We start from the raw sequence: 20,595 nt of genomic DNA, 5'->3' as shown, positions 1-20,595 counted from the left end.
TCAGTACTTGATGGACTGACCGCCGTCGATCGGGAGGACGGTCGCGTTCACGTACGAGGCGTCGTCCGAGAGGAGGAAGGCGACGACCGAGGCGATCTCGTCGGCCTCGCCGTAGCGCTTGGTCGGGTTGACCTGGATGAACTCCTCGGCCGCCTTGCGCGGGTTCTGCGGGTCGAGCTGCTTCATCGAGTTCTCGACCATCGGGGTCCAGATGGCCCCGGGCGCGATCGCGTTGATGCGGATGCCGAACTCGCCGTACTCGATCGCGGAGTTGCGGGTGAGGCCGACGACGCCGTGCTTGGCGGCCGCGTAGCCGGACTGGTTGCCGATCGCGGTGATGCCGCCGACGCTCGCGGTGTTGACGACCATGCCCGAGCCCTGCTCGCGCATCACCTTCAGCACCTTCTCCAGGCCGAGGAACACGCCGCGGAGGTTGATCGCGACGACCTTGTCGAACTCGTCGGCCGTGAAGTCCTCGGTGAGGTTCTGGCGGCCCTCGATGCCGGCGTTGTTGAAGAAGCCGTCGATGCGGCCGAACGCCTCGAGGGTGCGCGCGACGTAGGCGTGGACGTCCGCCTCCTTCGACACGTCGGCGAGGACGGTGATCGACTCGGTGCCCTCCGGCAGGACGTCGACCGTGGCGGCGAGGCCCTGCTCCGAGATGTCGACGAGGGCGAGCTTCGCGCCCTCCTGGGCGAGGCGGACGGCGGCAGCGCGGCCCAGGCCGGATCCACCTCCGGTGATGAGGACGACGCGGTCGGTGAAGCGGGTGCTGGTGGTGGTCATGACGACTCCTGCTCGAAGAGGGATGGGCTCGGAGGCCGTGCGGTCGGCGAGTCCGTATCCATGCGTCTGCATGCAATTGGCTCCACGATACTCCACAGGTGTCGGTTGAGTCTGAGTACGCGGTCAGGGAGCCGGCCCGAAGCAACTCGCCGACGCGGTCGGCGATCGACCTCGCCGCCTCCCTGCGGGCTCTGACGGAGAACGAGGACGCCAGGCGGATGAAGGCGCAGCGTGACTGACGACGATCCGCTCGCGGGCCGAGATGTTCAGGAGGCGGCGGGCCTCCCGGACGGCGGCGACTCGGACGGGGATACCGCGGCCGCGTCGATGCTCGGCGCGTTCGACGTCGACGCGATCGCCGCGAGAGAGGTCGCGGACGTCGTCACCGGGATCATCGCGGGGATGACGAAGGAGGCTGTGGAATGAGCGCTGACGCCCGAGCGGGTCGAGCTGATGCAGACCCGCGCCGAAGCGGCCGCTCTGGCGCAGCTGGGAGGCATCGAGGCTCGACGCAGGTCTCGGAACGAGCGCCTGGTGGATCAACCGCGCCGAACCGCACATGAGTGCCCTGCTGTCAGAAGGACCGTTCACGGGTGCGACGGACGAGAATCTGCCAGGAAGAACCGCTTCCGTATCTCGAGCCGCCCGAGGGGATGTTCGAGCTGGATGAGCAACCCTGGCGTCGTCGGGATCGAGTGCGACCGAGCGGACCGAGCGGACTGAGAGTGCGGGAGTGAGCGGAGTCCGGAACGGGCGACGACAAGTGGTTCGAGTAGTCCGAGCGACTGTCACCTCGCACTCTGCTCGGCTGAATTCTCCTCTTCGGAGTCACGCTGCGTGGCGGTCTCGACGCCCGTCCGACGGCCCGATGAGCGTCCAGCGCCTCCGGGTCGGCCGGAGCCGTCGAGACCGCCGGGCGCGAGTCTCGGGCCGGACTGTAATGAGAGCGTGCTGAGCAGGTAATGCGCTTGAAACACCCGAGGCCTAGGTTCGTTCACAACCCGGCTGCGGCCGGTTTTCGGACGTCGCACTTCTGCTACAACGTCGCATAACCCGGTTCACCTGGAGCTCGCGACGCCTCCGTCCGCAACCCCTCGCCTCACGCAGTTTTGCTACAAAGTAGCGAAATGCGCCCGGACCCCAGGAGCTTTCATGAATCGCACTTCCCGCCTCGCTCTCGTCGGCGGTGCCGTCGCAGTGACGGCCCTCGTCCTCACCGGTTGCGGCCGCTCGGCCGACGTCGGCACCGCTGCCGCTGTCACGACGGTCGACGACTCCGCGGCCTCCGGCACCGTCACCCTCTGGGCCCCCGACGGGGACGCCACGCAGCTCGACGCTGTCCTCGCCGACTACCAGGCCGAGAATCCGGACCTCGACCTCGAGATCACCCTGATCCCCTCCGACGAGTACAACACCAAGCTGCAGACCGCCGTCGCCGCGGGCACCGCCCCCGACATCGCGTTCCTCTACACGGAGGCGCAGGCGCAGTTCCTGGCGTCGGACGCCTTCGCGCCGGTGCCCGACGGCCTGGTCGACTCGGACAGCTTCTTCGAGGGCTCGTGGGAGGCAGGCGAGCACGATGGCGCGACCTACTCCGTGCCCTGGTACGCCTACACGCGGGTCCTCATCTACCGCTCCGACTTCGCGGACGCGGGCGGGGTGAGTGCCCCGACGACGTGGGACGAGACGATCCCGTTCTTCGAGGGACTCGAAGCGGGCGGGGCCGAGAGCGGCTACGGCGCCGAGGTCGGCTGGGACACCTACAACGGTCAGGCCCTCGCGACCTACGCGCACCAGGCGGGTGCCGACCTGCTGAGCGAGGACGGCTCGGAGTGGACCCTGAACACCCCCGAGATGCTCGCGGCGGCCGAGTACAGCGCCTCCGTCTTCGCCGACGGCGTCTCCTCACCCGACACCCCGCAGTTCCTCGACGCCCAGCCGTACCTCGTGTCCGGCCGGACCGGATCGCTGATCAGCGGACCCTGGGTCGTCGCGACTCTCGATACGACCGCCGAGGAGGAGGGCTGGACGGACTCGCACATCGCGACCGCCGTCCTCCCCGCCGGCCCTGACAACGACTCCGGCCAGCTCGCCGGCGGCAGCTGGGGAGTCACCGCGGCGTCCGACAACGCCGAATCCGCTTGGAAGGTCGTCCGTGCGACGGCCCAGGAGGACACCCAGCTCGCGCAGTACGAGACGGCCGGCAGCATGCCCGCCGTCATCGACGCCTGGAAGGACCCGGCGATCGCCGACCAGCCCCTCCTCGACGCGTTCTTCGAGCAGCTCCAGAACGTCGAGCCGCTGCCCGCCGTGAGCACGTGGACGCAGGTGTCGACCCTGCTCGGCCAGGAGATGGAGAAGGTCGCCCGGGGCAAGGAGTCGGCCGCCGACGCCCTCGCCGCCGTGCAGAAGCAGGCCGACTCGATCGGCACGGAGTGACACCGTGGCTCTGACCGCCCTCGCCGGCCGGTCCGCAGCGGGAGCGGTGCGCGAGCGCCGCTCCCGACACGGGCGCCACTCCGGCATCGCCTGGCTCTTCCTCGCCCCCTTCGCCGTGATCTTCGTGGTGTTCACGGCGATCCCCGTGCTCGCCTCGGTCGGCATGAGCGTCACCGACATCCGCGGCGCTGATCTGCAGCAGCCGTTCGGCGTCGACTTCACCGGCCTCGCGAACTACGCGACCCTCCTGAGCGACGCCACGTTCCTCCGCGCGATGCTCAACACCCTCTACTTCGTCGTCATCGGCGTGCCCGTCACGATGCTCGTGGGCTTCGTGCTCGCCCTCGCCCTCGACTCCGGCATCCGGCGCCTCCGCGGTGTCTTCCGCGCCCTCTTCTACGCCCCCGTCGTCACCAACATCGTCTCCGTGGCATTGATCTGGCAGTACGCGTTCAACCAGAACGGAACCGTCAACGAGGTGCTCGGCGCGATCGGCTTCGCCGGACCGAACTGGCTCGGCGACGAGCAGCTCGCCATGCCCGTGGTGATCCTCCTCGGCATCTGGCGCAACTTCGGCACCGCGATGCTCCTGTTCCTCGCCGGACTGCAGTCGGTGCCGGAGGACGTGCACGAGGCCGCCTCGCTCGACGGGGCGGGTCCGTGGCGTCGCCTGGTCTCGATCACCGGGCCGCTGCTGATGCCCACCACGCTGCTGATCTCGGTGCTGCTGTCGGTCTTCTTCCTCCAGGTCTTCGACGAGCCGTACCTGCTCACAGGCGGCGGTCCGGTCGGCTCGACCGAGTCGATGGCGCTGTACACATACCGCCAGTTCGGCTTCGGCAACATCGGCCTCTCCTCGGCCGCCTCCTTCCTCCTCCTGCTCATCGTCGCGCTCGTCAGCGCGCTGCAGTTCCGTCTGCTGAGGTCCCGCTCATGACCGTCACCACCGCCCCTCGGCCCACCGCGACGGCTCCCGCCCCGCCGCGTCCGCCCGTCCGGGAGACCGCCACGCGGGCCTCCGCCGAGCGCCGGCGCCACCTCGTGCTCTACCCGCTGCTCGCGCTGCTCGCGGCGATCACCCTGCTGCCCTTCGTCTGGGTGATCTCCGGGTCGCTGCGCACCACGGCCGACATCAGCGCCGACCCCGGTGCGTGGCTCCCGTCGGCGGTGACGCTCGACAACTTCGCCCGGCTCTTCTCGCAGGCGGGCTTCACCGGCTACCTCGCCAACAGCCTGATCGTCGCCGGAGTCGTCGTGGCCGGGAACGTGGTCGCCGCGGCTGCCGCGGGCTACGCGCTCGCGAAGCTCGACTTCGCGGGCAAGCGGTTCGCGATGGCCGCGGTGCTGATCTCGCTGATGATGCCGTTCTCGGCGGTCTTCGTGCCGCAGTTCGTCGTCACGGTGCGCCTCGGGCTCGTGAACACTCTCGCCGGCATCGCGCTGCCCTCGCTCGTGCTGCCGATCTCGATCTTCATCGTCCGCCAGTTCGCGGAGAGCATCCCGGAGGAGCTCCTCGAGGCCGCGCGCATCGACGGAGCGAGTGAGCTGCGGATCTTCGCCCAGGTGTTCCTGCCGCTCGCGGGGCCCGCCCTCGCGACGGTGACGATCATGTCGTTCCTCGCCGCGTGGAACAACTTCATCTGGCCGCTGCTGGTCGCGCAGGACGCCTCGACCTACACGCTCCCGGTGGGCCTGGCGGCCACGCGGCAGGCGGCGCAGAACGTCACCGACTACGGGCTCGTGCTGGCCGGCGCGGTGGTCGTGATGCTGCCGGTGCTGGTGCTCTTCCTGCTCCTGCAACGCTACTTCGTGCAGGGTATCGTCGCGACGGGCCTCAAATGAGCGGATCGATCGGGGGTGGTGCCCGTGTCACGCAGTATCTGCTCAACGAAAGACCGGGCGTGCCGGAACCCGGCACCGCGGACGTGGGGGAGGGGCGCATGAGCGCGGGAGTGGCTCCGAGCACCCTCCGCCGGCTCAACTCGGGCGTCGTGCTGCGCACCCTCGCTGAGCACGACGAGCCGGTGACCACGGCGGTCCTCGTCGAGGAGGTGCAGCTCTCCCGTCGCACGGTCGAGCTGATCCTCGTGCGCCTCTGCGCGGAGGGCTGGGTCGAGGAGACCGCGCCCGATCCGGGCCGATCCGAGGTCGGGCGTCCGCCGCGCACGTTCCGCTTCCGCGCCGACCGCTCCCTCGTCGCGGCCGTCCGCATCGACACCGACTACGCGTCGGCGGTCGTCTGCGACATCCGCGGGCGGATCCTCGGCCGCGACCTGCGCCCCCTGCGGGACTACCACGCGCCCGAGACCACGGTCGAGGACGCGGTCCTCGCGATCGAGGCGGCGGTCGCCGACTCCGGCCGGTCGAGCGATCTGATCCGCGCCGGTGCCATCGCGGCCGGTGGCGCGATCGACGAGGACGGCGTCGTCACGCGGCTCGTCAACTCCCCGCGGTGGAGCGGCTTCGCGGTCGCGGAGGTCGTCTCCGCTCGGCTCGGAGTGCCGGTCTTCGCCGACAACGACGCCAACCTGGCCGCTCTCGCCGAGCGGTGGCGCGGCGTGGCCGCGCACTCCAGGACCTCCGCCTGGTGCATCTTCGGCGACCGAACCGGTATCGGCCTCGTCATCGACGGGGCCGTGCACCGCGGCTTCCGCGGCGCGGCGGGCGAGGTCGTCGAGGCCGGTGCGCTCGGTGCGAGCCGGATGGAGAACACCCCGTTCGGCCGGTTGAGCTCCCCGCGCCGCGAGCATCGTGCAAGCGCCCTCCTGGCCGTCCAGGCCGCGCGCGCGGGCGACCCGGATGCGCTGCGCGAGCTCGACGCCTTCGTCGAGCACCTCGCCGGCCTGCTCTCGGCTCTGGCGTGGACGGTGTCACCCGACCTCTTCGTCCTCGGCGGCGGGCTCGAGGACGCTGCCGACGTGCTGCTCCCACGACTCGCGGATGCACTGACGCGGCTGCGCATGCTAGACGTCCCCATCCGCTCCACAGCGCTCGGCGCCGACGCACCCCTACTGGGCGCGGTGAAGTTCGCCCTCGACCGCATGGACGGCGCCTTCTACGGCCCCACCCTCACCGTCGCCGCCGAGCGCGCGGTCTGACGCCCCCTCCCTTCTTCTCACCACGCGCGTTCCGCGCGGCTCGACAGGAGCACCATGCCTGAGACCACCACGCCCGTCGACGTCCTGCTCATCGGGAGCGGGATCATGGGGGCCGCGCTCGCCCGCGGACTCCGCGACGCCGACCCCGCACTCCGGATCCTGATGATCGACGGCGGCCCCGCCGTCGGCTCGGTCGCCGGCCTCCATCTGCACGACAGCGAGGAGCCCGAGATCTGGAGCCGCTACAACCAGCGGGTGGCCACGGGCGTCCAGGGCATGTACACGGGGGCCGACGTCACCCCCGACATCACGGACGACCTGCGCTCGGTTGCTCCCGGCATGTACAACCTCTCGGCTATGGGTGAGGACGCGCGGGCCATGCCCGCGAGCGCGGTCGCGTGGAACGTCGGCGGAATGGGGGTGCACTGGACAGCGGCGACCCCTTGGCCTGCGGGCGACGAGGCCTTCGGCGGCGGCGACGCGGAGCAGTGGGAGCAGGACCTGGACCGGGCGCGCACGCTGCTCGACGTCCAGGAGTCGCCTCTCGGCCCGACGGAGCCCGGGCGCCTCGTGCTCGAGGTGCTCGAGGAGGCCTTCGGCCCCGTGAGTGCGCAGGGGCGCGGCCCTCAGCCGATGCCGATGGCCGTCGGCACCGGCTCGACAGGACCGCTCGTGCGCACCGGACCGAGCCGCATCTTCCCGCCGATCGCGCAGGGCGGCGATGACGCCTTCGAGCTCCGCCCGGGGACCCTCGCCACCGCGATCCGGAGGGACGGCGACCGCGCCGTCGGGGTCCGGGTGCGCGAGATCGCCACGGGTCGCGAGTACGACATCGATGCGCGGACGACCGTGGTCTGCGCCGACGCGGTCCGGACACCGCAGCTGCTCTTCGCCTCGGGCATCCGGCCGGTGGCGCTCGGCCGATACCTGAACGAGCACGCCTTCGTCACCGCGCGCGTGGTGATGGACCTGGAGCGCTTCGGGGTCGCGCGGGAGTCGCTGCCGCGCCTGCGCGAGGGCGAGTTCGCGACCGACTCGCTCTGGCTGCCTCAGAACGGCGAGGCTCAGCCCTTCCACGGGCAGATCATGAACAGCGTCTTCATCGATGAGCAGCGCGAGCCGTTCGCCTACTCCGTCGGACTCTCCTTCTACACCCCCGTCGAGTCGCGGCCGGAGAACCGGCTCGTGTTCTCCGAGGAGGAGGCCGACGTCACCGGCCTGCCCCGGCTCCGGGTCGACTTCGAGTACAGCGACCGCGACCGCGAGCTCATCGCTGCGGCCCAGGAGCGTGTCCGCGAGATCGCCGAGCGCTTCGGCGCCTTCGACCCGTCGACCGAGTGCGCCGTCCTCGCGCCGGGATCCTCCCTGCACCTGACCGGGACCGTCCGGTCCGGAGACTCCGACGACGGGGCGAGCGTCTGCGACCCGACCGGCCGCGTGTGGGGCGTCGAGGGCCTCTATCTCGCCGGCAACGGCGTTATCCCGACGCCGATCGTCTGCAACGCGACGCTGACCGGCACGATCACCGCCGTCCGTGCGACCCGCGCCGTTCTCGCCGAACTCGCGGCCGCGCGAGTCTGACACCCTTCCATCCGCTGCTCCCCAGGAGGACCCCGTGAACATCGACCGCCTCGCCACCCGCTACGAGATCGCCCTGCCCGCCTGGATCGAGGACGCCGTGCGCGACGTCCCGGAGTTCCTGCCCGAGCGCGAGGACCGCATGGCCCTCGTGCACGCCCTCGCCGACCGCAACTTCCGCGAGGGCAACGGCGGCCCGTTCGCCGCGATCGTCGTGGAGCGCGACTCCGGCCGCGTGGTCTCTGTGGGCGTGAACGTGGTCCTGGGCAGCGGGGTCTCCTCCGGGCACGCGGAGGTCACCGCGCTCGGTCTCGCGCAGACCGCTCTCGGCTCGTGGGACCTCGGCGGCGAGGGCCTGCCCGCGCACGAGCTGGTCGTGAACTGGCGGCCGTGCGTGCAGTGCTACGGAGCGACGCTGTGGTCGGGCGTGCGGCGCCTGGTGGTCGCGGGGTCGGGTCCGGAGCTCGAGGAGATCTCCACCTTCGACGAGGGCCCGATGCGCGAGGACTGGGCCGCGCAGTTCGAGGCGCGCGGCATCGAGGTCGTCGACGGCGTCCTCCGCGACGAGGCGCTCGAGGTCTTCCGCGCGTACCGCGCGCACGTGGACGCGGGCGAGGTGCTCGTCTACAACGCACGCGCCGCGGACTGAACCTCCGATCCGTCCCCTTCCCCGGCTCCGACCCGAAAGGCCCGCCATGCTCCGCCGCTCCCAGTTCGCCCTCAACGCCATCCAGTGGATCAACGTGAAGGCCGACCCCGCCGACCCGACGAGCGAGTCGCTCTGGCGCTTCGCCGATCCGGACTTCCGGGCCGACTACCCGGACGTGCTCCGCGAGATCCGCGAGTCCGGCTTCGGTGCCACGATGCTGGAAGTCCTCGCGACGCAGACTCTGCAGGACTACGCCCGGATGATCGAGGACTCCGGCCTCGCGCTCGCCCCCGGCTACGCCTCGATCGCCCTCCCCGAGGACCACGGCCGCAGCCTCCAGCGCGGCTCGGCCGAGTGGATCCACTGGTTCGACGGTGTGCGCCGCAAGGCGGAGGAGTCCAACTACGTCGGCCTCGACACGGTGTTCCTCGCTCCGGAGGTGAGCTTCGAGCCGGGAGTGGTCCGCACCCGCGAGGCCGTGGCGGTCGGTGCCGTGTTCGACGAGGGGCGACTCGAGCGGGTGATCGAGCTCCTCGGCGATGCGGCCGAGGTGCTGCGTGCTGAGGGCGTCCGTGCCGGCCTGCACAACCACGTCGGCACCTGGGTCGAGACGGAGCACGAGATCGACCGCGTGCTCGGGGCCATCGATGCCGACCTGCTCGGTGCCTCGTTCGACATCGGCCATCTCGTCTGGGCGGGAATCGACCCGATCGCGATCCTGCAGCGCTACTCCGACCGGCTCGTCGACCTGCACATCAAGGACCTCGACCTCGGCATCGCGGAGGCCAGCCGGGCGGCGCCCACCGCCTACGACCGGGCCACCGACAGCGGGATCTTCCTCGAGCCGGGCCTCGGCGGCATCGATCTCGACGGAGTGCTGGCTGCGCTGCCCGAGGACTTCGGCGGATGGGTCATCGTCGAGGTCGACCGGGCGAGCATGCCGCCGGCGGACAGCGCGAAGGTCAGCGCGACGTGGGTCGCTCGGGTGACTGCGCACTGACGGGCCGGTCGAGCCCCGGGGGGCGACGACACTCACCGCACCCCGGGGCTGTTCCGCGAGCCCCCCCGCGCGACGACAGGCAAGTCCACGGTGCTTCAGCCCGTCGAGCTCACCGCACCGCTCATCGACGAGTCGGTCCTCGGGATGGAGGCTCGTGTCGGCGGGCCCGTTCCGTCAGGCGGTGAAGCGCACCGTGAGGTCGTCGCTGGACGGCGCGCAGCAGAACGGCCCAGCGGACGCCGCCGCGTCGGGGTCGAGGGGCGCGACGCGCACCAGTCGCCACGGCTTCACCGTCGACGAGAGCGGGAGCGATGTCGACCGTGGATCTTCGGCCCAACGGTCGGCTCGGTCAGCGCACCGAGCGGATCCGAAGGATGACGAGGCCACCCGCGATGACCACTGCGGCGGCGAGGAAGAACAGGATCGAGTAGTTCTTGTCGCCGTTGGCGGCGACTCCGATCCCGACGAAGATCGGGGCGATGAGGGGGGCGACGGACTGGGGGATGGTCGCAGCGAATCCGATGATGCCCATGTACCGGCCGGCGTCCGTCTCGCGCTCGGGGAGCACGTCCAGCAGGAGCGCCTGGTCGACGGCGGAGAAGGTGCCGATGCCGAGCGCGGTGAGAGCGCCTCCGATGTAGAGCATCTCGATGCCGGGGGCGAGTCCGGTCACGATCGCGCCTCCCGCGTAGATCAGAGCCGAGACGAGGACGAAGACTCGTCGGCGCTTGAGCTTGTCGGAGAGGAATCCGCCGCCGATCGCGCCGAGGGTCGTCGCCACGAGGCCGATGAGGGACAGGGGCACGAGCACGCCGGCGACCTCCTGCAAGGTCACGCCGAGTCGCTGGGCGAAGAAGTACGCCGTGTAGGTCGTGCTCAGGGCGAGACCGAAGTAGAAGAGGAAGCGTCCGAGCCAGTTCCAGGCGTAGTCCTTGTGCTTGCGGGGGTTGAAGACGAACTTGGTCAGGATCACGGGGAGGCTGAGGCGTCCGTTGAGGGGCATCTCCCGGCTGTCGGCCTCCTTGATGAAGCCGACGAACGCGAGCGTCAGGACGATGCCGATGGCGCCGGGGACCAGGAACAGGAGGAGGTTGTCGTACGCGAGAGCTCCCGCGATGCCCACGCCCAGTGCCGGCGCGACCTGGGTCGCGAATCCACCCAGGCCGGCGACTTTGCCCCGCTGTGCCGGGGAGAGCCTGTCGGCGGTGCTCGTCGTGACACCGGAGAGGGCGCCTGCACCCCACCCGATCTGGGACAGGATCCAGCCCAGCGCCAGGACCGGGATGGACGTCGCCGTCGCCATGATGAACAGAGCGATCGTTCCGACCACGACACCGCCGAGGATGAAGGGCCGTCGGCGTCCGAAGCGGGAGCGGGTCCGGTCGCTCAGCATGCCGAAGAGAGGCGTGGTGATCACCGCGGCCAGCGCTCCGAGACCCGTGATGTAGCCGAGCACCTCCTCCTGCCCCGGCGCGATCTGGGACACCTTGATCGCGAGCGAGATGGCGATCGGCGTGATGAAGGCGACGAAGATGCCGAACTGAGCGAGTACGACGAACCAGATGTACTTCGTGCCGACGGGCTTCTGAGAGAGCAGCGGCGCTGTCTTCAGGGACAAGTCGTCCGCGACCGCCGCCTGCGGGATCGGGTACGGCACGGGGGGCGTCTGGGACTCGGGTCCCTCGAAGCTGTTGGTCATGAGACTCCATCGTCGATTCGACAGCGCTAGCGCGCGCTACCGGAGGACAGTATCGCGGCGGACTAGCGCGCGCAACTGATCTCCCGCGGAAACCTCGGTCGCCGACATCCGCGAGCTCTCAGGCGTCGATCAGGACCGCTCCAACTCGCTCAACGACGCGAGGCGGCGGCCATCGGGGTGCGGCCGGTCAGGAGGATTCGCGCTCGATCAGGGACACCTGCTGGTCGGGGACCGTCGCGGGTGCGGTCTCGCCCTTCGCGGCGGCGAGGGCGAGCTGTGCGAAGTAGCGTCCCAGGCCGGCGTCATCGACGTGCACGGAGGTGAGCGCAGGCAGGAACACGCGTGCCAGCGGTGAGTCGTCGTGACCGACGACGGCGAGGTCTGCCGGGACGGCGAGCCCGAGTCGAACGGCGGCACCGACCACCAGCGCGGCGATGTCGTCGTTGTAGGCCACGACGCCGGTGATCCCGGCGCGGTGCCACTGGGCGACCAGCTCCTTCATGTGATCACCGTCGATGTCGACCCGCTCGAGGCCGAGGATCCCGCTCGCACGCGCCGCCGCCGCCGCGACCGCGAATCGGGACGCGACGAGCTCGCCGAGGCGCGGGTCGGGAGAGGCCGCGAAGACGATCCGGCGATGCCCTCTCGCCAGAAGGTGCTCGACCTGCAGCCGAGGCCCTCCCGTGAAGGAGAGCTCGCCTCGCTCGGTGCGGTCCTCCGGTGCGGGGATCACGACGGGCACCCCGGCTGCGCGGATCTCCTCGAACCGCTCGGACGTGAACGGGAACATCCCCATGACGACGTCCGGCTGCAGCGTCTCCCAGAGCGGCCGTGCCTTGCCTCCGGCATGCGGTGTCATCGTGACCAGGGAGTAGCCGGCCTCGTCGAGCGCGATCGACGCCTCGTCGACGTGCCGGCGCATGCTGTACTCCATCGGCCAGTCGGGCAGCACCAGGAGGATGATGCGGCTCCGGCCGCGAGCGAGTGCTTGCGCGGCGAGGTGCGGGCGGTAGCCCAGGCGACGGGCGGCATCGAGGACCCGGGTCTTGGTCGCCTCGGAGATCGTCTGGCCGGGGGTCTCGTTCAGGACGAAGCCGACGGTCGCCCGCGAGACGCCGACAGCGCGCGCGATGTCGGCAGCGGTCACCCGCTTCTCCGTCGCCGTCGTGTTCGTCATGCCGTTCCGTCCCCAGTCGATGAGCAGCCTAACGGCGTGTCCATCCGAGCTGCTCCGGCGTCGGCAGCTGTCGGGGAGCGGCTCCGGTTGCGCGTGCTAGCGAACCGAAGTAGCCTCTCGACGACTAGCCCGCGCTAGCACCGTCTTCTGCTGACAATGGAGTCCTCCTCTGATGATCGTTCCCTCGTCCGCCGTCTTCATCGCACCCCTCTCGACGACCGGAGGCGCCGAAGAACCCGCGTCGTATCTGCGACTTGAGTTCGACGTCGCCGAGCTGCCCGTTCGAGCGACGCTGCGCAGCACCGCGGTCGGGCTGATCGAGCCGCATCTGAACGGCGGCATCGTCGGCGACGAGGTCCTCGCACCGGGGTGGACCTCGTACCGGCACCGCCTCGTGGTCAGCAGTCACGACGTCACCTCCCTCGTCGTGATCGGCGGGAACGCCGTCGGCGCCGTCCTCGGTGAGGGCTGGGCGGTGGGCCGGCTGGGCTGGGAGGAGAAGCGGCGCCATTACTCGGACAGGCCGGCCGCCTGGCTGCAGCTCGAGCTCGAGTACTCCGACGGCCGCACCGAGATCATCGGCAGCGGGACGGACTTCCGCGCGGCGACCGGCGGCGTGCGGGCGAACAGCATCTACGACGGTGAGGAGTACGACGCCCGTCTCGAACCGATCGGCTGGGACAGCGCCGGCTTCGACGACTCCGCGTGGGGCGCCGTCGAGCGCGTCGACTGGCCCCTCGACGCGCTCGTCGAGCCGATCGCACCTCCGATCCGCCGGATCGAGGAACTGGCCCCGGTCGAGGTCCTGACCACCCCCGCCGGCCGCACCGTCGTCGACTTCGGCCAGAACATCTCCGGCTGGGTCCGCCTGTCCGTCAGCGGACCCGAGGGCACGACGATCACCCTCCGCCACTCCGAGGTGCTGATCGGCGGCGAGGCCGACTTCGAGACGATCCGCACCGCCGCCGCGACCGACCGGTACACCTTGCGCGGTGCGGGCACCGAGACGTGGGAGCCGCGGTTCACCTTCCACGGCTTCCGCTACGTCGAGGTCGACGGCTGGCCCGCTGAGCTCGACCCGTCCGCCCTCCGCGCCGTCGTGATCCACTCCGACATGACCCGCACGGGCTGGCTCGAGACGTCGGAGCCGCTGCTGAACCAGCTGCACTCCAACGCCGTCTGGTCGATGCGCGACAACTTCGTCGGTGTCCCCACCGACTGCCCGCAGCGGGACGAGCGCCTGGGCTGGACCGGCGACATCAACGCCTTCGCGCCGACGGCCGCGTTCCTCTACGACGTGCGAGGAGTGCTCGGCTCGTGGCTGCGCGACCTCGCCGTCGAGCAGGAGGAGAAGGGCTTCGTGCCGTGGGTCGTCCCGGACGTCCTCTCCACGCCGTCCTCGCCGACGGCGCTCTGGAGCGATGTCGCGGTGAGCCTGCCCTGGGCGCTGTACCGCGAGTACGGCGACGAGCAGATCCTGGTCGACGCCTACGACTCGATGACGGCGTTCATCCGGCAGGTCGCCGGTCTCCTCGACGAGAACGGGCTGTGGAGCAGGGGCTTCCAGTACGGGGACTGGCTCGACCCGGACGCGCCGAACGACAATCCCGCCGGTGGCAAGACCGACCGCTACCTCGTCGCGGCCGCCTACCTCTGCCGCACGACCCGCGAGATGACGGACACCGCGTCCGTGCTCGGCCGCACCGCCGATGCCGAGGAGTTCCGCGCTCTCGCGCAGCGGGTGCACGCGGCCTTCCTCGACGAGTTCGTGTCGAAGACCGGGCGCGTGGTGAACGAGACCGCGACCGCGTACGCCCTCGCGATCACCTTCGACCTCCTCGACGACGCCCAGAAGGCGCACGCCGGCGATCGGCTCGCCGACATCGTCGCCCGCGCCGGCTACCGGATCTCGACCGGGTTCGCCGGGACGCCTCTCGTCACGGACGCACTCTCCGCCACCGGCCATCTCGACGAGGCGTATCTGCTGCTGCTCGAGACCGGCTGCCCCTCCTTCCTCTACCCGGTGACGATGGGCGCGACCACGATCTGGGAGCGCTGGGACTCCGTCCGCCCCGACGGCACGATCAACCCCTCGGGCATGACCTCGCTCAACCACTACGCGCTCGGCGCCGTCGTCGACTGGATGCACCGCACCATCGGCGGCGTGACCGCCGTCGAGCCCGGGTACCGCCGGATGCGCATCGCCCCGCTGCCCGGGGGAGGACTCACCTCGGCCACCCTGCGGCACACGACCGCGCAGGGAGAGGTCCGCGTCGCCTGGCGCGTCGAGGGCGGAACCGTCACCTTCGACGTGACCGTCCCCGACGGCACCACTGCCGAAGTGCTGCTCCCGCTGAGCGCCGACCACCAGAGCATCGACGTCCCGGCAGGGGAGCACCACTGGAGCTATGACGCCGACGCGGCGGCGGGCCCCGGCTCGTTCGATCTCGACTCGACCCTCGGCCAGATCGCCGGCGACGCCGCCGCCTGGCGGCGGTTCAGCGAGGTCTTCACCCGCTACTTCCCGGGTGTCCCGCTCGACGGGCGCGCTCCGGAGGCGGCGGGCATGCCTGTCCGCACTCTTCTCGACTACCTCCCCGGCGTCTCAGACGAGTTCCGCGCCGACCTGACCACCTCTCTCACCTCGACCGGAGTCTCCGCATGACGCACGACATCAGCACCCTCACCCTCGAGCAGAAGGCGTCCCTCCTCTCCGGCCACGACTTCTGGACGACGAAGGCGATCGAGGAGGCGGGCATCCCCGCGATCACGCTCACCGACGGACCGCACGGTGTCCGCAAGCAGGACGGCGCCGCCGACCACCTCGGCATCAACGACGCCCTGCCCTCGACCTGCTTCCCGCCCGCCGTCGCCGTCGGCTCGAGCTGGGACCCGGAGGTCGCCGCGCAGCTCGGCGCCGCGGTCGGCCGCGAGGCCCTCGCGCTCGGCGTCTCGGTCGTCCTCGGCCCGGGCGTGAACATCAAGCGCTCACCGCTGTGCGGCCGGAACTTCGAGTACTACTCCGAGGACCCGCTCCTCTCGGGAGTCCTCGGCGCGGCCCACGTCACCGCGATGCAGGAAGTCGGCCCCGGCGCCTCTGTGAAGCACTTCGCCGCGAACAACCAGGAGCACGAGCGGATGCGCATCAGCGCCGACGTCGACGAGCGCACCCTCCGCGAGATCTACCTCCCCGCCTTCGAGCGCGTGGTCAAGGAATCGGCGCCCGCCACCGTGATGGCCTCGTACAACAAGGTCAACGGCGTCTACGCCTCCCACAACCCGTGGCTGCTCACCGAGGTGCTGCGCGAGGACTGGGGCTACCAGGGCGCCGTCGTGTCCGACTGGGGTGCAGTGAGCGACCGCGTCGCCGGCGTCGCCGCGGGCATGGACCTCGAGATGCCGGGCAGTGGCGGTGCCACCGACCAGCAGATCGTCGACGCCGTCCGCTCCGGTCGGCTCTCCGAGGACGCCGTCGACACCGCTGTCCGCCGCGTCCTCGCGCTGACCGACCTGGTCCGCGAGGCGACGGGCGAGTTCGACGTCGACGCCCACCACGCCCTCGCACGGACGCTCGCCGGCGACTCGGTCGTGCTGCTCAAGAACGACGACGGCGTGCTGCCGATCGCTGCGACAGGTCGGATCGCGGTCATCGGCGCCTTCGCCGTGGAGCCGCGGTTCCAGGGCGGTGGGAGCTCCCACCTCAACCCCACTCGCGTCGACGTGCCTCTCGAGGCGATCCGGGATCTCGCGGTCGAGCGTGGGCTCGCCATCGAGCACGCCACCGGCTTCCTGCTCGGCGACGACGCGGAAGCGGACGCGCGCCGCGCCGAAGCGGTCGAGACCGCCTCCCGCGCCGACGTCGCGATCGTCTTCGCCGGCCTCGGCGACAGCGAGGAGTCGGAGGGCTTCGACCGCAGCCACCTCGACCTGCCCCAGGCGCAGATCGACGTCATCCGGGCAGTCGCGGCGACCTCGGCGCGCACCGTCGTGGTGCTCTCGAACGGAGGCGTGGTCTCACTCGAGGGCTGGCACGACGACGTCGACGCGATCCTCGAGGGCTGGCTGCTGGGCCAGGCCGGCGGCTCGGCGATCGCCGACGTGCTCTTCGGAGTCGTGAACCCCTCCGGTCACCTCGCCGAGACCATCCCGCTGCGACTGCAGGACACCTCGAGCTGGAACAACTTCCCCGGCGAGCAGGGACACGTCCGCTACGGCGAAGGCGTCATGGTCGGCTACCGCCACTTCGAGACCGCAGAGGTCGCCGTGCGCTACCCGTTCGGGCACGGCCTCAGCTACACCGGCTTCCGCACGACGCAGCTGAGTGCGGTCCCGACCAGCGACGACTCCGTCCGAGTGTCGGTCACGGTCGAGAACACCGGGACGGTCGCCGGCAAGCACGTCGTCCAGGTGTACGTCGCCACACAGACCGGACCGGTGCGCCGGCCCGTGCGCGAGCTGCGTGCGTTCTCGAAGGTCGCGCTCGAGCCCGGCGAGTCGCGCACCGTCGAGCTCGATCTCGACCGACGTGCCTTCGCGTACTGGGACATCGAGCTCTCGACGTGGGTCGTCCCCGGCGGCGAGCACGCGATCCAGATCGGGGAGAACTCCTCCGACATCGTCGCCGAGGAGTCGATCACGCTCACGGGCGACGTCATCCGGCGAGTGCTGACGCTGGACTCCACCGTCGGCGACTGGTTCGCCCACCCGACCGTCGGGCCCGCCGTCCAGCAGGGCCTCGCCGCCGGCATGAGCGCCGAGCAGTCCGCTCATGCGGAGGAGAACGCGGATGCGCTGCGCATGGTCGAGTCGATGCCGATGCAGCAGTTCCTCGCGTTCATCGGCGGCGCCATCCCGATGGAGACCCTCGAGCGGCTCATGGCCCTGAGCGCGGAGGAGGCGGCCGCATGATCGGACGGCGTCGCGTCTTCCTGACCGGCGCGGCCGGCAGCTGGGGGCGCGCCGTGCTGGAGGCGTTCCGCGAGCGGGAGGACGAGTTCGAGGTCATCGCCCTGGTCCTCCCGACGCCGAAGGACACCGCAGCGATTCGGCGCTTCGAGGACATGGAGAACCTCGAGGTCGTGTTCGGCGACCTCACCGACTACTCCGCGGTCGAGCGATGCGTGCACGGGGCCGACGTCGTGCTGCACATCGGCGCCGTCGTCTCGCCCTTCGCAGACGACCACCCCGAGCTCGCCCATCGCGTGAACGTGGGGAGCATCCGGAACATCATCCGCGCGGTGAAGGCGCAGCCGGATCCGTCCGCGATCGCGGTGGTCGGTATCGGCACCGTCGCGGAGACGGGTGACCGTACCCCTCCACAGCACTGGGGGAGGGTCGGCGACCCGCTGCGTGTCTCGCGGTACGACGAATACGGGCAGAGCAAGGTCATCGCCGAGAAGGAGCTCGTCGACTCGGGCCTGCCGCGCTGGACGTGGCTGCGGCAGACCGGGATCCTCCATCCCGGGATGCTCGAGATCCGCGACCCGATCATGACCCACTCGACCCTCGGAGGAGTGATGGAGTGGGTGACCGCCGAGGACGCCGCCCGGCTGATGGTGGGAGTCTCCGAGGCCGACGTCCCCGACGAGCTGTGGGGCGCGGTCTTCAACATCGGCGGCGGCGAGGAGTGGCGGCTGACGAACTGGCAGCTGCAGACCCGCATCGCAGCAGCCCTCGGCGTCGCGGACCCGCGGGCCTGGTACGACCGCGACTGGTTCGCCACCCGCAACTTCCACGGCCAGTGGTACACCGACTCCGACCGCCTGAACGAGCTCGTCCCCTTCCGCCGGGACACCCTCGACGCCGCGCTCGCGCGAGCCGTCGCCGCGAACCCCCGCCTCAGGACCGCCGGACGCGTTCCGCCGTGGATCGTCAAGAACCTGGTGATGAAGCCGCTGACCCTCAAGCACCGCGGCACCATGGGCTACGTGCGCGACGGCGACGAGGAAGCGATCGCCGCCTACTTCGGATCACGAGCGGACCGCGAGGCGATCGGCGACTGGAGCACCTTCTGGCCGGCACGCCCCAGCCGCGTACCGGTACTCCTCGATCACGGCTACGACGAGACCCTCCCCGTAAGCGCCTGGGACCGGGGAGTGCTGGCGGGTGCCGCTGAATTCCGTGGAGGCTCGCTGGAGTCGCAGATCGTAGAGCCGGGGGACCTCATTACGCCGTTGCGCTGGCACTGCGCGTTCGGGCACGGCTTCTCCGGCAGTGCCCGACTCGTCCTCACCGCTGGACACTGGTGCCCGGTCTGCGTTCGTGACGTCGCGAGATATCCCGTGCAGGCGGAGCGCAACCACTTCCTGGCACAGCTCGCCGCGTCGCGGTCATCGACTGTCGAGCGCGCCGAAGAGACCTCGATCGAAACGACGGTCGCCTAACCCGCTCGTCCTGCATCTGGACGCGACCGACTCGCGCGTACTCCCCCGACAACAATCCCGCTCCGCCACTTCGGAGGCACCCGAGCGGATCGACGGGCCGCCGCGCCGGTAAGGAGGAGCTCCCCATCGATCCGCAGCACGGCTCCCGACCCTGGCAACCGCCGCAGAGTGCGATCCGCGGCCACGCGGGCTCGGGTAGACCGGAGGGACGCCAGTGGACAGGGGGAACCACCATGGACACCACGAGAACGACCGCTCCGCGCCGGGCGACGGGGCTCCGGGCCGGACGGCGCGCGACCGTGCTGGGCGCCTCGGCACTGCTCGCGGCGCTCGCTCTGAGCGGCTGCACGAGCGGCGCCGACCAGGCGGAGGAGGCGACACCCGCCGTTCCCGGCACCGCTGCTCCGACGACCGCCGCTCCGACCGCGACGCCCACCGACGCTCCGCTCGGGCCCGTGACGCTGCCCGAGGGCGCGACCGCCGCCGTGCGCTGGACCGACCAGGTCGGCCCCGTCGATCCGCAGACCGTGTACCTCAGCGGCGATCCGCTGCACATCACCGTCTCGGTCGCCTGCGACACCGCGGACGCCGAGGTGACGATCGAGGTCGTCGGCCTGATGACGAGCGGATCGTCGTGCGTCTACAGCCCGAGCACGACCCGCACCGGCACCGGAGGCGGCAACACGGGCACCATGCAGATCGCCGTCGAGCAGGACGCCGAGATCAGGGTGACGACGGTGCCGGACGACGCGCACTGGTCGGCCGCCGTCTCGACCGGGGCGCGAGCCGTCCCCGGGCCCTGACGCCGGCCTGCGCGCTCACGAGAACACAGAAGTCGCGGTGGTCGAGAGCGGCCACCGCGACGTCTGCGTTCTCGAGTCGTCGAGGACGTCAGCCGATCGGGACGCCGAGCTCGGCCATGAACGGCACGGCGTCGACCGCCTCGCCGTCGACCCGCGTCTCGAAGTGCAGGTGGCAGCCGGTGGAGGCGCCGGTCGAGCCGCGCAGCGCGATGACCTGGCCGACGGTGACGGTCTCGCCGACCGACACCATCAGCTCGCTGTTGTGGGCGTAGCCGGTCTCGATGCCGCCGCCGTTGTCGAGCAGGATCCAGTTGCCGTAGCTGCCCTGGTACGACGCCTCCTCGACGGTGCCGCTGGAGGCCGCGAGGACGGGCGTGCCGCAGGCGCCGGCGAGATCGGTGCCCTTGTGGAACAGGTTCACGCCGGCGACCGGCGCGTCGGGGCGGGGGCCGTAGCTGCTGCTGATGTGACCGGAGATCGGGACGACCCACGCTCCGGACGCTCCGGCGGCGGCCGCGGTCGACTCGCCGGAGGTGGCGGTGATCGCGTCGAGGGACGCGGTGGGGACGAGGACCTCGGGCTTGGCCTCGGCGGCGAAGGCGTCGCGGGTGACGCTCTGCTGCACGACTCCGGCCGCCACGAAGCTCTGCGGGCGGGCCGCGGCGACGGCGGTGGCCGTGTCGCGGGTCAGCTCGGAGTCGGCGGTGCCGCCCACGGCGAACGCGGGCATCGTCGACGTGATCGCGATGCCGGCCACGAGGGTCATCGCGGCGACGGCGGAGACGCGGGGTCGCGACGGGCCGCGGGAGGGGCGGCGGCTGCGGGACTCCTGCTCACGGAGCGAGCGACGGGTCGGGAGGGCGGACGGACTGCCGGTCTCGGCTCCTGCGGGGGTGGGAGTCGAGGCGCGTGACGAACGGTGCATGCAGAGGAGGTTCCAGGTCTGCCGACGCTCGAGGGGGGAGGCGAGCGCCGGGTGGGGC

17 protein-coding genes and 1 pseudogene are annotated in these 20,595 nt (G+C 70.9%); 13 read left to right on the top strand and 5 right to left on the bottom strand.

Annotation, left to right across the window (positions count from 1 at the left end):
• The gene (locus tag C5C10_RS04225) at positions 1-786 is read right to left on the bottom strand and encodes a glucose 1-dehydrogenase (protein WP_258060403.1); all 786 of its coding nucleotides are present in this window, start codon (positions 784-786) and stop codon (positions 1-3) included.
• 231 nt (positions 787-1,017) lie between these two features.
• Here C5C10_RS04225 and C5C10_RS04220 point away from each other — a divergent pair, with 231 nt between their 5' ends.
• The 9 genes and pseudogenes from C5C10_RS04220 (at position 1,018) to C5C10_RS04180 (ending at position 9,550) form a co-directional block, all read left to right on the top strand.
• Positions 1,018-1,212: a hypothetical protein gene (locus C5C10_RS04220; protein ID WP_104328602.1), complete on the top strand. Its 195-nt coding sequence runs from the start codon at positions 1,018-1,020 to the stop codon at positions 1,210-1,212.
• Between the two features lie 64 nt (positions 1,213-1,276).
• A pseudogene (locus C5C10_RS18420) lies at positions 1,277-1,456 on the top strand (DUF4913 domain-containing protein); the annotation flags it as partial.
• A gap of 482 nt (positions 1,457-1,938) precedes the next feature.
• Positions 1,939-3,225: an extracellular solute-binding protein gene (locus tag C5C10_RS04210; protein ID WP_104328601.1), complete on the top strand. Its 1,287-nt coding sequence runs from the start codon at positions 1,939-1,941 to the stop codon at positions 3,223-3,225.
• Between the two features lie 4 nt (positions 3,226-3,229).
• Complete coding sequence (locus tag C5C10_RS04205; protein WP_104328600.1) at positions 3,230-4,162, top strand: carbohydrate ABC transporter permease; 933 nt, start codon at positions 3,230-3,232, stop codon at positions 4,160-4,162.
• Positions 4,159-5,067 carry a carbohydrate ABC transporter permease gene (locus C5C10_RS04200; protein ID WP_104328599.1) on the top strand — a complete coding sequence of 303 codons (909 nt, stop codon included), beginning with the start codon at positions 4,159-4,161 and terminating at the stop codon, positions 5,065-5,067. The genes C5C10_RS04205 and C5C10_RS04200 overlap by 4 nt, the downstream gene beginning before the upstream one ends.
• 98 nt (positions 5,068-5,165) lie before the next feature.
• A complete protein-coding gene (locus C5C10_RS04195) occupies positions 5,166-6,323 on the top strand; it encodes an ROK family protein (protein ID WP_104328598.1) in 1,158 nt (385 codons plus the stop codon).
• A 54-nt stretch (positions 6,324-6,377) separates the two neighbouring features.
• A complete protein-coding gene (locus C5C10_RS04190) occupies positions 6,378-7,904 on the top strand; it encodes a GMC oxidoreductase (RefSeq protein ID WP_104328597.1) in 1,527 nt (508 codons plus the stop codon).
• Positions 7,905-7,938: 34 nt separating this feature from the next.
• A complete protein-coding gene (locus C5C10_RS04185; protein WP_104328596.1) occupies positions 7,939-8,550 on the top strand; it encodes a CMP deaminase in 612 nt (203 codons plus the stop codon).
• 46 nt (positions 8,551-8,596) lie between these two features.
• Positions 8,597-9,550, top strand: a complete 954-nt coding sequence (locus C5C10_RS04180; RefSeq protein WP_104328595.1) for a sugar phosphate isomerase/epimerase — start codon at positions 8,597-8,599, stop codon at positions 9,548-9,550.
• A gap of 174 nt (positions 9,551-9,724) precedes the next feature.
• On the opposite strand, the gene C5C10_RS04175 is transcribed toward C5C10_RS04180, so the two are convergent.
• The 3 genes from C5C10_RS04175 to C5C10_RS04165 all read right to left on the bottom strand — a co-directional run bounded on the left by C5C10_RS04175 (position 9,725) and on the right by C5C10_RS04165 (position 12,426).
• Positions 9,725-9,841 carry a DUF1349 domain-containing protein gene (locus C5C10_RS04175; protein WP_258060402.1) on the bottom strand — a complete coding sequence of 39 codons (117 nt, stop codon included), beginning with the start codon at positions 9,839-9,841 and terminating at the stop codon, positions 9,725-9,727.
• A 58-nt stretch (positions 9,842-9,899) separates the two neighbouring features.
• Positions 9,900-11,249 (bottom strand): MFS transporter, encoded by a 1,350-nt coding sequence (locus tag C5C10_RS04170; RefSeq protein ID WP_104328594.1) that lies wholly within the window; start codon positions 11,247-11,249, stop codon positions 9,900-9,902.
• 187 nt (positions 11,250-11,436) lie between these two features.
• Entirely contained in the window at positions 11,437-12,426 is a 990-nt protein-coding gene (locus C5C10_RS04165; protein WP_181073389.1) for a LacI family DNA-binding transcriptional regulator, read from the bottom strand.
• A gap of 172 nt (positions 12,427-12,598) precedes the next feature.
• Between C5C10_RS04165 and C5C10_RS04160 the strand changes: the two genes are divergently transcribed.
• The 4 genes from C5C10_RS04160 to C5C10_RS04145 all read left to right on the top strand — a co-directional run bounded on the left by C5C10_RS04160 (position 12,599) and on the right by C5C10_RS04145 (position 19,612).
• Positions 12,599-15,091: an alpha-L-rhamnosidase gene (locus tag C5C10_RS04160; RefSeq protein ID WP_104328593.1), complete on the top strand. Its 2,493-nt coding sequence runs from the start codon at positions 12,599-12,601 to the stop codon at positions 15,089-15,091.
• Positions 15,088-17,334, top strand: a complete 2,247-nt coding sequence (locus C5C10_RS04155; protein WP_104328592.1) for a beta-glucosidase — start codon at positions 15,088-15,090, stop codon at positions 17,332-17,334. Before C5C10_RS04160 ends, C5C10_RS04155 begins: the two co-directional genes overlap by 4 nt.
• The gene (locus C5C10_RS04150) at positions 17,331-18,809 is read left to right on the top strand and encodes an NAD(P)-dependent oxidoreductase (RefSeq protein WP_104328591.1); all 1,479 of its coding nucleotides are present in this window, start codon (positions 17,331-17,333) and stop codon (positions 18,807-18,809) included. The genes C5C10_RS04155 and C5C10_RS04150 overlap by 4 nt, the downstream gene beginning before the upstream one ends.
• 233 nt (positions 18,810-19,042) lie before the next feature.
• Positions 19,043-19,612, top strand: coding sequence for a hypothetical protein (locus C5C10_RS04145; protein ID WP_104328590.1), 570 nt, complete (start codon positions 19,043-19,045; stop codon positions 19,610-19,612).
• A gap of 88 nt (positions 19,613-19,700) precedes the next feature.
• Here C5C10_RS04145 and C5C10_RS04140 read toward each other — a convergent pair.
• The coding region (locus C5C10_RS04140; protein WP_219813232.1) for a M23 family metallopeptidase at positions 19,701-20,595 on the bottom strand (895 nt) is incomplete at its 5' end.

This window comes from Rathayibacter sp. AY1A3 (assembly GCF_002930975.1).
GTDB lineage: Bacteria > Actinomycetota > Actinomycetes > Actinomycetales > Microbacteriaceae > Rathayibacter.
Note: the sequence above shows the minus strand (reverse complement) of the source record. Positions and strands in the feature narration are given on the sequence as shown.